Raw genomic sequence first — 12,914 nt, forward strand, 5'->3', positions numbered from 1 at the left:
GAAGGTGAAGTTTTTTACTGCCGATTTATAATTATAGCAGGTCCTTGTTCACGTAATGCACTTTGCCCTATTTGGAGCAACGTTAAAAGTCGTTCTAGAGTTTCGTTTGCATTACCAACTTGTTGATCTTCTTTTGCCACACTCTTTTTGTTCTGGAGTTCTTTTTTTTCTATTGGCATTTCCTTAGCTTGTTTTACGTCTGTCGTCATCGCAACTGAAGATATAGGTAGAGAATCTCGTTCATTTTTATATCCTTCCTCTCTGTTACGTAACGCTTCAATATTACTTTCGCTCAGGCTTTTACGTAAACCAGCTAATACCGCCCGTTCATCTGAAGTAACCCATTCTAAGGAAAACTCTTTTTTTGCTACATACTTTTGGGAATCATTACTTTGAGAAACAGACAAAGGAACAGACAAAACACAGAGGAAAAGAACAGTAAGAGTGGCAACACGACTTAACACCACTATCCCCTTGTTCTTTTGCTCTTGACCTTGTGTTTCAGCTAGTTGCCAAAGCTCTTTCCTAGCTTCTTCCAACTCAGCTCTGGCGCATTCCATTTCCGTCAAGGCATTATGCCACGATTTGCTTTTTGTGGCATACATACATCTCTCAAGCCATCGCATAACTCGGCTAATACGCTTTTCCACAACAGATCACTCCTGGAAGGGTACCTTTTCTTTCTACATACCTTCTCTAATAGTTATCACCTATTACGCTTTTTTAGTGGTATGATCAGGAAAAATCCAACTCTTAAGACGAGCTATAGCGCTGCGTTTAAGCCTATATACATGACTTACATCAATCCCTTGATCTTTTGCTACTTCTTTTGCCTCATGCCCCTTGAAAAACATCTCCGAAACCACTTCTGCTTCCCGATTAGGAAGCTTTTCTATTTCTTGAGACAACGTAAGAAATAAATCGTATGAATCACAAGAGAAATCGTCTGATATACACATTTCCTCATCGTCGACAGGAAGGGGAGCCTTAGCCTCGCTACGTTGTAAATAATTAACCATTTGCCCCTTAATACGGTAAAAAGCATATGTCGTAAATTTAAGTTGACGCTCAGGTTCGAATTTATCAACTGCCTTAATAAGGGCAACCATACCCTCCTGGACTAAATCTGGATAGATAGACGGAGAAACATGAAATTTTTGAGCAAGCCAAAAAACGAGGGGTCTATAAGATACTATCAATTCTTCACGGGCACAATCGTCTGTGCGGCAGGAAGCCCAGAGTTCTTTTTCCCTTTCTGGAGAAAGTCGTACTTCGTCCTGCTTCTTTTCATAATCTACACTCAACCCTATCCCCCCTTATAGCGCAAACAAAACTATGAAAATTCTATCAGTTTGGCTTACGATTGTCTAAGAAGAAAGAGGTATATAACGAATAAATTCTTTAGGTACGTAAAGATGAGTCGCATCATTTAAAAATGCCAGCATTATCGTACTTTGAAAAACATGCACCGAAGAGATCGAACAATTATCAAGGCGCATGTGCCATACTAATGAGGAATTCACTTTTAACAAATCAACAAGAGCCGTGCGAATTGCTCCCCCATGGGCAACAACCATTATTTGTTCTTCATCTCTTTGTAAGATTTCTTCAAGGACACTCGCTACCCTTAAACGAACGGCCTCAAAAGATTCACCATCCCCAGGAATCACTGTAGAAGGATCTTTTCTCCATTGATCATGTTCATCGGGAAAACGTTTTTTTACCTCGGAGACAGTAAGACCTTCCCATTTCCCAAAACCAATTTCCTTTAAATCCTCACGTACAAGAATTTGGTCTTTTTTCTGCCGCATCGCAATAATTTCCGCTGTTCTATGAGCACGACACAGAGGGCTTGTTATTATAAGGTCAGCTTGAAAACACGAGCATAAACGAAGAGAGAGACGATCGGCTTGTTCCAATCCTTCTGCGTTAAGAGGGACATCACTTTGCCCTTGATACCGCATTTCATTATTCCAATCAGTTTGTCCGTGGCGAATAAATAATATCTGTTTCAAAACCATTCACAATCTCCTTTACTAGCGCATTCTCTGCAATTATATCGTGCCTTCGCATATTATGCAGAATTCATCATTTTTCAAATGGAATAATAAAAGAGGCCTTGCGCTTTTCCTTTCAGAAAGAAAAACACAAAGCCTCTCGCTTTTCATTTATTAAGCTGGAGCCGGCGGGCGGACTCGAACCGCCGACCTGCGCATTACGAGTGCTTTCGACGTATTCTGTAAGTATGCATGAATACTGGCTCCAAACTCCGTAAGCCTTGCAAATAGTAGGTGGTTATGTTGCCTTAATGTTATCCTTGTATTTGTTTGTTATTGCTTGTATTATTTTGTTGGAAGCTATATGGAAGCTGGGAAGCTGAAAGGGGGAATTAAAACTGAAAATAAAACTAACCAATACCTTAATCCTGAAAAGCCAAGCTAAAGAAAAAAGATATTCTCTTAGCGATACCGAAACTACAGGGCTAATCGTGAGGATTGAACCCTCTGGTTCAAAAAGCTTTTACGTCGACTACAGAAATTCCTATACCGGCAAACGTGTTCAGCGGCGATTGGGCTATACAAACGAGCTAACAGTGACGCAAGCACGGGAGCTCGCACAAAAAATTCGAGTAAGTGTACGGAACGACGGGGAAGACCCCACACAAATCGAAAAAAAGATGCGAGAAAGACTGACGATAGGAGAAATTGTCAATCTTTATGTCCCCTGGCTTAAAATTCATCGAAAAAGTGTAAGGCAAACGCTAATAATGCTAAGAAGTTTCTCGAAATTATACCCCATCGTTGCGGAAGAAATAACTTCAAATGATGTTACTAAATGGAAACAAAACTGCAAAAATGAAAAGACCGGAAAAAGTCTAGCCCCTCAAACTGTCAATCGGCGGCTTGCGCTGTTTAAGGGAATGTTTTCCTGGGCAATGCGGGAGGGGCATATTTCCCAAAATCCCTTAAAAAGCAACGTGGAAATGCTAAAAGAATCGGATAATAACCACCGAATACGATACCTGGAACCAGACGAACGAGAACGCCTTCTAACTGCCCTCGAAAAAAGGGACGGAGAAGAAAAAGACTATTTGCGGTGTGCAGTTCTTTTAAGTCTCAACACCGGTGTTCGCAAAGGAACGTTATTGCGCCTGAAATGGGAATATGTCGACTGGGAGAGGAAAACACTATTTTTGCCCGCCCAAATTATGAAAGGGGGAAAAACACATACAGTTCCTTTGAATAGCGTCGCTTTGGAAGCGTTGGCGGACTGGAAAAAGAGGTCTAAAAATCCTTCTGACGGATATATTTTCCCCGGCGATACTCCTGAAGGGCATTTAGGCGACATAAAAAATCCTTGGGAAACGCTCTTAAAAAGAGCTAACATAAAAAATTTTCGATGGCACGATATGCGTCACGATTTTGCAAGTCAGCTTGTTATGCAGGGCGTTGATATTTTGACCGTCAAAAAATTAATGTGCCATACAGACCTGAAAATGACACAAATTTATGCACATTTATCCCCACAACACATAAATTTAGCTACAGAAAAACTTTCAGAACTCTACTCAAAAAATAAGGGGAAATAATCCCCCTTAAATATGTATAGAGGCACCACACCGCCGCCGCCGCGCCGCGCCAGCGGAAAGAAAGACAATTAAAGGGTCGGCTCCCAGAATTGTTCCACTTCCATTTCTTTGGGTTTCTAATGCAACAATATATGACGATGGAAAACGGATGGCAAGAAGACTACATTTTCTCCGCATTAGCTTTTTTTAGAAAAATAGAAAAAATAATAGAAAAAAATTAAACGAATAAAAAAGGGGGGAAAGAACTCCCCCCTCCTAAATTTCCTTTCTTAACCCGAAAAAATACACTTCCAAAATGCAAATACCGTATCGAAATACCCCAACCCCCCAAAAAAGTGAGTGATTGCAACGACTCCCAACGACCCCAAAGAAGCAAGTATGCTTGCGCTTTGGGGACACTTTTCGCATTTTTTGCGAAAAAGTGAAAAAAAGGTTAATAAATCAATTCAATTTCTTCGTCTTCGTCTTCCTTTTCTCCTGGGATTTCCAGCCCCGATATTTTTTGTATTTCTTTTTCCAATTCTTCTTTTTCCATTTCTTTCGCCACCTTGATGATTTTAAAGTTGATATACTCGTCGTTTTTTTGGGCTGACATATCCATTTTTTTTATATTTGGCGAAAGTTTTATTAATATATCTTTAATTTTTACAATAGTTTTTCCCGCCAAAATCAATATCTTAATAATTTTTTCGTCCGCCCGCGCCAGCGGAAGTGAATTTTCTAAATATAGAAAATAGATACTTTCTATTATTTTTTCTATGTCGTCTGAAAGGTCGGAAACCGTTGCAACGCCTGACTTTTCTTCCCCTTTCTCCACTTCAGATTTTTCGAAAAATCCCCGCGTATCCGGAGGAAATGTGCAACAAAAATCTTGATATATGGCGTGGCAGTGCATACATATATTTCCTTCTTCCTTTTTGGCCGCATAATATTTTTCTATTTTTTTAGATTTTCCTTCCCCTAAAAAAAAGTCTGAAAAAACCTGCGAGCCGGGAAGGAAAAATCCCCATTCTTCATCGTTTTTGAGCGAAAATAACGCTGGAGGAACGCCAAAATTCGAAGAAATGTCGTGCCGCGCGGCCAAATATGCCTTTTCCTCATTCCCAGGCTCCCTGCCACACCTCATAACGCTAAAATAATAATCTCCCGCGGGCGAATATTCCCCCTCTCCTTCGGGATTTGCAATTTTCTGGACAAAAAGTGGTGAAAAATGAGTGTCAGGCGAGGCATATACCCCATACAAGGTGGGATGATACCCGCCCAGGGTTTGTTCCTGCATATTTTGAAAATCTTTTTTTGTGGCAAAATATGCATAAAAATAACGAAAAATGGAAGAGTGAGGAATGATAATACAATTTTGTCGATTTTCTTCCCCCCATTTCAAAATTTCTGTGTAACCACCTAAAATATCTTTCGCGTCTGTCTGCCCCTCCCATCCACGAATCGAGTATTCATCAGCATTCAGCAAATTGAAAATATATTCCAAATAATCTGTATTTGTCATTTTATTTTCCCCCTATAATGGAATTTGCATTTCCGGAATATATTTCTCTTTTTCCGGCTTTTTCTCCTTTTTCCGCTCTTTTTCTGTTCCTATCGTTATTTCTCTCCCGTTTATTTTTATTTTTTCTTCCCATTTTTCGCGTTTTAGATTTTTTATCGCTTTTTCCGCCAGAATTTTTAATTCATCGTCCGAAATGGGGGTGTCTGTATGTATATATATTTTTCGAACGAACACTTCTGAAGCTGACATAATATCTATCTCTCCATTCGCGTATGCACGTACACATACCCCCGGCCCCTTTATCTGCCGATATTTTCCTCTTTCGTACCGCTTTTCCCGCTCCTCCATAGCTTTTTCGGCTTCGTTTTCGCGCATTTCTATTTCTGTTTCTTTCATTTTTTGGATTTTTTTCTGTATTTTTTCTCGAATTTCCATTTCCGACACGCCCAAAAGGCGGCGTAACGCATAGCTTTTCCCCGTTTGCAAATCTACGATGGTCAGAGTTTTTCTTTTTTTTCTAGAATTTTTCGCGACGCGCTCTACAATTCCCCATTTCTCTGGGAGTTTTCCCTCTTCCTCCCCGAAAAATTGTCTCGCGGCCAAATATGCTATTTTTTGATTTTCGTTGGAATATTTCCGCCGCGCTTCCAAATATTTGCATGCCCGCACGTCTCGAGGGTTTCTTAGCTTTCCTTTTCTCCACATTTCCCATTTTTGCCCATTTATTTTTTTCGTGTCCGGCCGGTCTTTCCGTTTTTCCGTGGTAGCGTCGTATCCCTGCTCCCGCAACACTTCCGCTATTTTTTCCCGCATTTTTTCCATTTCTTCTATTTTTTCGAGTTTTGAAAAATCAGGCTTTTTCCCATTTTTTTTTCGCGTACGAAAAATAATATGGAGATGAAGATTTTGTGTTTGCCCTTCTTTTTTCCCTTGATGTAGCGCGTAGGAAAAATCCGCGCTATCTCCCGCTACCGCATATGCGATTTTTCTACAGACATTTTTTCGCTCTTCATCGTCGCAATTTTCAAAAATGTCGTTTGGTAGCGGTACGTTAAATTTTTCGGCAATCTTCGCGTCTTTTCGTGTGCGCATTTTCTCGAAATCTTTTTCTTTCGAAATTCCCGTTTCGACACAGGATATTTCTGTCCATTTTCGGGAAATTTCGTATCGGTCGCTCAAAATTTTTAAATTTTCAAAATTTCTGGAAATATGCTCGAATTCGAGACATTCCTTTGCGCGCGTGATGTATTTCAGGTGGGCCGCCGCCTTCGCGTAATCTTTTCGGCCCGCGCAAACGCCCGTAAAATTATTCGAAATCCGCCATTTGATTTTCATTTTTTTTCCACCTCTTTTTAAAAAAAATACGTAAAGGGTACTAGTTTTTTGGGGGGGATGGGGGGAACCCCCATGTGTGTTGTTGTTTTTTTATGGTTGAGCTATGCTCAACCCGGTTTTGTGCCCTCATCCCTTTTTAAAGAATGTGGGAGGGGGGAGAAGCTATTCTCCCCTTCCATTTTGATTTTGTGATTTTTGGTTTTGGATTTCTGAAAAGATACATTTCAGAAGCGCATTGACATTTTCCTTTTTTATTTTTTTCAATTCCTCATATTTTTTTTCGCGTTTCATTTTTTTAAATTTCTCGTCTTGCAAAATTAAAAAATTTCCAAGAGGGTCAAAATTTTCTCCCAGAAAACTTCTCGCGACTCCCCCTGTCAAGATTTTCTTTCGGGTTTCGCGTTTTCTGTCTTTTTCTTTTTCTTTTTTTTCTAGAATTTTTATATCGGCTTCGAGCCGATTTTTTTTCTCTATCATTTTTTCGAGTTTTGTTTTTTCTTTCTGCATTTTTATTCGCTCCTTATTTCTGGGTGGGCGCGATGGGGTCGGCCACATTTTGCAATACCGCTACACCTTTTTTCGATGCATTTTTTCCGGCGACGTGCCGCACAAATCCCCGTGTCACTCCAGCCGTAGCGACCAGCCCGCCCGAAATTCGACTTCCTATTTGTGTCATACCTGCCGAAAAGCCGTCCGACGCCGCCCCAATCAGGCTGGAAATAACGGAAGGAAGCGCAAACGCCCCCAAAATATACGCCGCGCCAATTATAACGAAAGTTAATAATCCTGAATCCATACTGGCATATAATAGGACTATGAGAATGAGACAGTATACATTCGCGATTGGTATATAAAATAAAAATTCAAAAATTTTCTTCAGAACGGTCGAGGGGGTATTCTCGAACGAGGGCAAAATCGAAAAAGCTAGAACGACGGGAGCGAGGATAGCGAGAAGTCCGAGGCCGATGTCAGCCAGAATTATCATAATAATTAGCGCAATTTGCGTAAAAATATATGTTGCGCTAACACAAATTTGCAAAACTGTACGACATACTATGCTCGACCATTTCCCCGTCCATCCGCTGGGGAGCATGGCCACTTTCGCGTCCACCAACGCGCTGGCATGCACGAAAACGGAGTCCCCCCCCGTCGCCTGAGTTATCACTTTCGTGATACTGTCGACTATTTGTACACAAAAAATTAAAATGTCTCCTGAATGCGCGATAAAGAGCCCTAGAATAGCGGCTTTGAGCGCGATTTGTATGGGGACCAGAATCATTTCTGAATTTACGAAATTATTTTTCATTTCAGAAATCATATTGTGTGTACCCCACCAGAGTATACGTACGACGGCAAAGTAAAAAAGTAATATAAGCCCTATATTTTGGGCTATTTTCGCGAGGGTTTTTCCATCTTTCCCCGAAAAAACGCCCGCTGTCTCCGCTATTTTTGCGAGTCCATCTCCCATTTTTTTGAAATTATTAAATTTTCTAGAAATTTCTTCTTTCGAAGATTTTTCGGCTTCGGCCCGCATACCCGCCATAACTACGTCAGTTCCGGACAGGGCGTCGTCTGTGCCCGTCATGTTACTTCTCTCTATCATTTTTTGGGTTTGAATTTGATAATGCTTGAAAATTCCCGCAAATTCCGCACTGGACACAAAATCTATACACTCCTGTATATTTTCGGCACCAAAAATAACAGTCCGCAAAACAGGCCACTGTCCGCCGGAAAGGCTGCCTATATTGGCGTGGTCAGGTCGCCATGCGTTTTGGCCGCCTTCTTTTTGTGTCGCTCCGAAATACATATAGTCGTATGGGTCTTGCGCGTCTTTCCAGAATTGTTCCACATTATTCTTTACCATTTCATCCAATTTTAATCCCGATTTAATATCAGATTCATATTTTTCAAATTCTTCTGCCGCCGCCGCGCCCGACACAAGTAGAAAAAAGAATAAAAATAAACATATATATATGTTTTTCCTCATGTTTTTCATCTCCTTTTTAATCAAAATTTAAAGTTGATTTAAAAAAATCCAAATAAGCGTGCTCCCGGTGGCGACGTAAAATGCCGTACACGCCGCCGTATACAGCGTTACGCCTGCCTCGGCCGTATCGTGTCGCACACACATAAAAACCCCCGCAATGACGAAATTTCCCGCGGCGACGAGAATTCCCAGTACATTCAGAATTTTTGTTGCGATTTGCACAAGTCCAACAAATTCAGTCATTTTATTTTCCCCCTCCTAGATTTTTCCCATTTTTAATTTTTTGAGAAATTTTTGCGTAAAACTCGAAAAATTTTCTCGATTTAAAAAGTTCGAAAAAATAAATATTTCTCCTATATTCGCACCGTTTTTTTGTCCCCATTTTTTGTGGTACCCCAAATATTCTGGATTGTCAAAACTTTTCAAACGATTCCAAAAATATTCTTCTGTGACAAAAATATTTCCGCGAGTGCATAGAATGCCATCTTGGTCATGTATTTTAATCACGTTTTCATTTTTCATTTTTTCAGCGAGCAAAAATCCGGAAAAAATAGGAGACACACATACTTCTATCCCCGCCCGCGCAAAGGCAAAAGAAAAAGGTTCGTCATACAATATACCTATATGGGTATTCTTCCATTTTTTCTGACAAAAATTAATTATTTCCATCTCGTTTTCAGAATTTTTTAAAATTAACGAAAAAATATAATCACTTGCTTTAATTTTTTTAAATTTTTCAATGTAAAATTTTTTTTCTTCCTGAACGAAAAACCAGTGTTCATCAATATTTTCGCCTTTCCATCCCTGTATTGGGGCTATTATTTTCCACGTTTTTTTCTGCATTTTTATGTCCTCCATTTATTATTAAAAATAATTAATTTCCCGATTAAATTTTTCTGAAGTGACGTCAATATCGACTTTTGCGACATGTTTCCGGAGCCATTTCCAACGCCACCCGATTGAGCTGCCTGAAATTTCTTCTTCTGTCCCGATTTTTCTGAAAATAATTCCTGAAATTCCGTCGACGACACATTTTGATTTTGCGTTTTCTGGCACAAAAATTGTCAAAATTCCCATTTTTTCGAGACGGCTTCTGAAAATAGAAAGGTCAGGAACGCCTGCAACTGCTAGCTCTATAGCATTTTTAATTTCCTCCGCATTATTTTTGCGAGTCCATCTCCCATTTTTTTGAATGTCTTTTTCTTTTTCTGCTTGTTTTTTCTTTCTTTTTTCCCTACATTTTTTCGCGAAAAAGACAGATATCCGTCGCAAAATTTGGAAGAGAAAAAATGAAAAAAATATCCCAGAAAAAAATCCAATTTTAAAAAATTGATATGGCATGTGCCCCCTCCCTGTGATATAATTAAGAATTTGCTATAATTTGTTTGTTACATAAAGTATAGCGGGGATTAAAAAACAAAACAAAAAAAGGAAGGAATATATAAGTCTAAATATTTAGACTTTTTATCCAAAAAAATACGTGGACGTGTGGAGCGTTTGAGAGAGGGGGGTATGTATTTACCCAAACGAGGATTTAAAAAGTTTTGACGCGAAATGGTGCTCTCCCAGAAATATTTAGGCAGGTTTATATAGGTCTTAAGACCCATAAAAACATAAAATGTAAAAAAAGGAGAAGATAAAAATGAGGGTTTTATGTCTTGTTTTTTCTTTTTTTAAAAAAATAAATATCTAAAATATACATATGAGTGAACCTTTTCACAAAAGGATAGAGCTTGAGCGACCCCCTTACTTTATCTCTTTAGTGCATACAAAGCCTATATATATATTTCTAAAAAACATATATATAGATATATAAATATATAGAATATGTACATATAGGAGTCTTTTTTTCGAAGATTTTCTTAAAATCGAGAAAAAATAAGCGTGTATGTATGTATAGATAGATAGTATAGACAGAGCGTAGCTCTGTTTATTCTTGTTTTTGTATTTTATATATATATATAGCCCGCGGGGACGCAAAATAGAAGATTTTTGCTTTCGCCCGCGGGCGTTGCTCTATTTTTTTCCATTTTTTAAAAAAACGTAAAAAATAGCGCGACAAAAACTGTATGAGAACTAGTACGCGAAAAAAAATAACTTGCACGCAGGGACAACAAATGGATACACACGCTCCTCTTTCCGCTGCGGCGGCGCGCGGCGGGCGTGTGTTGTTTTGTATAAAGCATACCCCCCTATTTTGTGTTGGGGGGTATTTTCTTCTCTAAAAAATATTAGGATATACGAACAAAAACCCCCCTAGTTAATGGGGGTTTTGTTCTTGTTTTTATGTATTTCCTTCAAGTCTTCAAGACTTAAAGGATTTTTCGAGACAAAAAAGTGAGTGATTGCAAGGCCTCCCAACGCTTTAGCGTGGCAGAATTCTACACCTTTGTGGCAGAAATCTACGCTTTTGTGGCAGAAATCTACATCACCCCCAAAAAAGTTAGTAATAGCAAGGCTTTACGGCGTTTTATGTGGTTTTGTACCAGAAATCTACATTTTTCTACATTTCTAAAATCCCGCTAAGTAATCCTTTTTTTCTTGTTATTTTGATTTTTTCTTCGCCAATCGCAACTTGAAAACCATTTTCCGACAACTCATCAAGCGCCTTTTTCAGGGCTTTTTTCTTCCATCGCATCTCTTCCCAATCTGCAATCCCCGCCAACGCCGCGAGCTGCTCCCACGTGCCAAGCCAGGCCTGACGGCCGTAGAAAGTGTATGCAAGCAGGCGCGAGATGTTTCCGGAGAGGGAAAGCAAATGGGTCAGGGAAACTCGAAGGCCCGTCGCGTCGATATTTCGAACAAAATCAGCTAGGATGGTAAATGTAACAATATCTTCTTTTCTTCGGAATTTAATATCGTTCAAAATTCCAACCAAAATAACGCGATTGTATGGGAGCGGCTTATTGCGTTTTTTATAGGGCTTATCTTTTGCGCCAGAAACTTCTATATCGTACGCAATTTTTGATAAAATCTTGATACTTTGTTCCCAGCGCTCTCTTTCTTTTTTTGTCCGTCCAAATCCTGCTCTTTTCCGCCATTCTTTGCCGGAAATTGTCATTTTGACTCTATCTACATCTTTATTTTTTGGTTTGTTTTCGTCCTGGACGAAAGTCAAAGCGGCCAAAAAAACCAACAATTCTCGAACTCGGGGGGTCTCGGGAGCCTCTATATTTATTACGTCTCCATATTCGTTAATTTTCATGCACGAAAACCCCTTTTGCGCTACTTGCGCCGGGAAAAAAGGTGGGTAATGAATAAGGGGCTGGGGTACCTGCACTATCACGTTATCTTTATTACAAGATGTTGTCGTCATTCGTACATCCCTCCTGAATATAATAGGTCTTGTGCGCCATTTGCGGCAACGATAACGCCGCTTTCCAAACGTACTAGTTCCAGAGGTTTTATTGGGCGACATCCGTTCATTTTTGCCCATGTGAGGACGAGACGTTGGTCGTCATTTTCTTCGTCTTCATATTGGGATTTTTTGTTTTGGCTTCGCGATAAGGTGCAAACGAGACGTGGGTCGTCCACAAGGCACGAAGCCCCCCTGGCGCTTTGCTGGAGACCCCCTTGGCCGTTCAATACAGCAGATTTTGAAGTGTGATGAGCAACGATTATTGCGCAACGAGTTTTTTTGGCTACCGATATTAAGATTTGCACGACTTTTTTCATTTCGCTATTCGAATTTTCGTCTGCCGAGTGGAGCCTAGATAAGGGGTCCAAAATAACGAGTCGCATACCTTCGCAAATGTTTTCTAGATATTTTACGGCCTCTTCATTTTTTTCTGCATTTTGCACTAACGGGAGATTTTCTCCTTCCAATGCACTGCAAAAAAAAGTCTCCACGGGTGGGGAAATAGAAAAAGTCTGAAAAAGAGCAACAAGTCGGTTCTGAATGTCCGTCTCATCTTCTTCAAACGAAATATAACGAGTCGGCCCGGCGGCGTCTGGTACTATCCCGGCTATAACAGGCTCTCCAGACGCAACTGCCAACGCTAACTCTAAAAGCAAGAAGGATTTCCCGGTCCCCCCAGGAGCCGACATAACAGCCAGTTTCCCCGCAGGCAAGCCGGGGAGAACGAAATCCCTTGGGATGGAAGCTAGCTTCCGACCTTTCGAAATATCCACAACGGGCAGAACGGCTGGGAGGGTCATATCGATACCTCTTCGGGGTATTCGTTAACGCTGTGATAGGTGGGTAGCTCGGCCGCCCAGGCTCGCAAGGCTCGGACATCGTACCTGACCCCTGCACGGCCAATTAAAACGTACGGAGGGGGTGTTACATGCCCCATTTTCCCCGTGCTTCGGCAAACTCGAAGATAACCTTCGGAAATTCCGAGATACTTCGCCGCCTCTTTCGATGTCAAAAAAAGTTTTTCCATTCCGCAGTTCTGTTCGTTTTCTTTTTCCATTTTCATTGGTGTACCTCCAAAAAATTAGGATGTACACTTAAGCCTGTCTGCCAAATGGGGGGTGTAACAACTAAAAACACATAA

At 40.3% G+C, this 12,914-nt stretch carries 14 protein-coding genes; 1 reads left to right on the plus strand and 13 read right to left on the minus strand.

The genetic code is table 11. The features are described 5' to 3' along the window. Positions 1–14: 14 nt before the first annotated feature. The 3 genes from VB083_RS01275 to cobC form a co-directional block, all read right to left on the minus strand. Entirely contained in the window at positions 15–650 is a 636-nt protein-coding gene (locus VB083_RS01275; RefSeq protein WP_213691004.1) for a hypothetical protein, read from the minus strand. Between the two features lie 63 nt (positions 651–713). Then, entirely contained in the window at positions 714–1,304 is a 591-nt protein-coding gene (locus tag VB083_RS01280) for a sigma-70 family RNA polymerase sigma factor (protein ID WP_213691005.1), read from the minus strand. 63 nt (positions 1,305–1,367) lie between these two features. Then, positions 1,368–2,021, minus strand: a complete 654-nt coding sequence (gene cobC / locus VB083_RS01285) for an alpha-ribazole phosphatase (protein ID WP_213701287.1) — start codon at positions 2,019–2,021, stop codon at positions 1,368–1,370. Positions 2,022–2,401: 380 nt separating this feature from the next. Here cobC and VB083_RS01290 point away from each other — a divergent pair, with 380 nt between their 5' ends. Then, complete coding sequence (locus VB083_RS01290) at positions 2,402–3,589, plus strand: tyrosine-type recombinase/integrase (RefSeq protein ID WP_323401631.1); 1,188 nt, start codon at positions 2,402–2,404, stop codon at positions 3,587–3,589. Positions 3,590–4,022: 433 nt separating this feature from the next. Here the strand turns inward: VB083_RS01290 and VB083_RS01295 are convergent, their stop codons facing one another. From VB083_RS01295 to VB083_RS01340, 10 genes are all read right to left on the minus strand, one after another. Beyond that, entirely contained in the window at positions 4,023–5,093 is a 1,071-nt protein-coding gene (locus VB083_RS01295) for a hypothetical protein (RefSeq protein WP_323401614.1), read from the minus strand. A gap of 12 nt (positions 5,094–5,105) precedes the next feature. Beyond that, positions 5,106–6,428, minus strand: coding sequence for a hypothetical protein (locus VB083_RS01300; RefSeq protein WP_323401615.1), 1,323 nt, complete (start codon positions 6,426–6,428; stop codon positions 5,106–5,108). Positions 6,429–6,590: 162 nt separating this feature from the next. Next, on the minus strand, positions 6,591–6,905 hold the full coding sequence (locus VB083_RS01305) for a hypothetical protein (RefSeq protein ID WP_323401616.1): 315 nt from the start codon (positions 6,903–6,905) through the stop codon (positions 6,591–6,593). Positions 6,906–6,948: 43 nt separating this feature from the next. Beyond that, complete coding sequence (locus VB083_RS01310; RefSeq protein WP_323401617.1) at positions 6,949–8,415, minus strand: hypothetical protein; 1,467 nt, start codon at positions 8,413–8,415, stop codon at positions 6,949–6,951. A gap of 27 nt (positions 8,416–8,442) precedes the next feature. Next, positions 8,443–8,658 (minus strand): hypothetical protein, encoded by a 216-nt coding sequence (locus tag VB083_RS01315; RefSeq protein WP_323401618.1) that lies wholly within the window; start codon positions 8,656–8,658, stop codon positions 8,443–8,445. 15 nt (positions 8,659–8,673) lie between these two features. After that, positions 8,674–9,258 carry a hypothetical protein gene (locus VB083_RS01320; protein WP_323401619.1) on the minus strand — a complete coding sequence of 195 codons (585 nt, stop codon included), beginning with the start codon at positions 9,256–9,258 and terminating at the stop codon, positions 8,674–8,676. A gap of 21 nt (positions 9,259–9,279) precedes the next feature. Further along, positions 9,280–9,756: a hypothetical protein gene (locus tag VB083_RS01325; RefSeq protein WP_323401620.1), complete on the minus strand. Its 477-nt coding sequence runs from the start codon at positions 9,754–9,756 to the stop codon at positions 9,280–9,282. Between the two features lie 1,162 nt (positions 9,757–10,918). After that, entirely contained in the window at positions 10,919–11,731 is an 813-nt protein-coding gene (locus tag VB083_RS01330; protein ID WP_323401621.1) for a hypothetical protein, read from the minus strand. After that, positions 11,728–12,573, minus strand: a complete 846-nt coding sequence (locus VB083_RS01335) for an AAA family ATPase (protein WP_323401622.1) — start codon at positions 12,571–12,573, stop codon at positions 11,728–11,730. The genes VB083_RS01330 and VB083_RS01335 overlap by 4 nt, the downstream gene beginning before the upstream one ends. Then, positions 12,570–12,836, minus strand: coding sequence for a helix-turn-helix domain-containing protein (locus tag VB083_RS01340; RefSeq protein WP_323401623.1), 267 nt, complete (start codon positions 12,834–12,836; stop codon positions 12,570–12,572). The genes VB083_RS01335 and VB083_RS01340 overlap by 4 nt, the downstream gene beginning before the upstream one ends. Positions 12,837–12,914 lie beyond the last annotated feature (78 nt).

Source organism: Aminobacterium sp. (genome assembly GCF_034926885.1).
Taxonomy (GTDB): domain Bacteria; phylum Synergistota; class Synergistia; order Synergistales; family Aminobacteriaceae; genus Aminobacterium.

Coding starts and splice junctions, on each gene's coding strand:
- VB083_RS01330 (WP_323401621.1), bottom strand. CDS start 11,731: ATGACGACAACATCTTGTAATAAAGATAACGTGATAGTGCAGGTACCC.
- VB083_RS01310 (WP_323401617.1), bottom strand. CDS start 8,415: ATGAGGAAAAACATATATATATGTTTATTTTTATTCTTTTTTCTACTT.
- VB083_RS01305 (WP_323401616.1), bottom strand. CDS start 6,905: ATGATAGAGAAAAAAAATCGGCTCGAAGCCGATATAAAAATTCTAGAA.
- cobC (WP_213701287.1), bottom strand. CDS start 2,021: ATGGTTTTGAAACAGATATTATTTATTCGCCACGGACAAACTGATTGG.
- VB083_RS01320 (WP_323401619.1), bottom strand. CDS start 9,258: ATGCAGAAAAAAACGTGGAAAATAATAGCCCCAATACAGGGATGGAAA.
- VB083_RS01295 (WP_323401614.1), bottom strand. CDS start 5,093: ATGACAAATACAGATTATTTGGAATATATTTTCAATTTGCTGAATGCT.
- VB083_RS01340 (WP_323401623.1), bottom strand. CDS start 12,836: ATGAAAATGGAAAAAGAAAACGAACAGAACTGCGGAATGGAAAAACTT.
- VB083_RS01315 (WP_323401618.1), bottom strand. CDS start 8,658: ATGACTGAATTTGTTGGACTTGTGCAAATCGCAACAAAAATTCTGAAT.
- VB083_RS01300 (WP_323401615.1), bottom strand. CDS start 6,428: ATGAAAATCAAATGGCGGATTTCGAATAATTTTACGGGCGTTTGCGCG.
- VB083_RS01325 (WP_323401620.1), bottom strand. CDS start 9,756: ATGCCATATCAATTTTTTAAAATTGGATTTTTTTCTGGGATATTTTTT.
- VB083_RS01335 (WP_323401622.1), bottom strand. CDS start 12,573: ATGACCCTCCCAGCCGTTCTGCCCGTTGTGGATATTTCGAAAGGTCGG.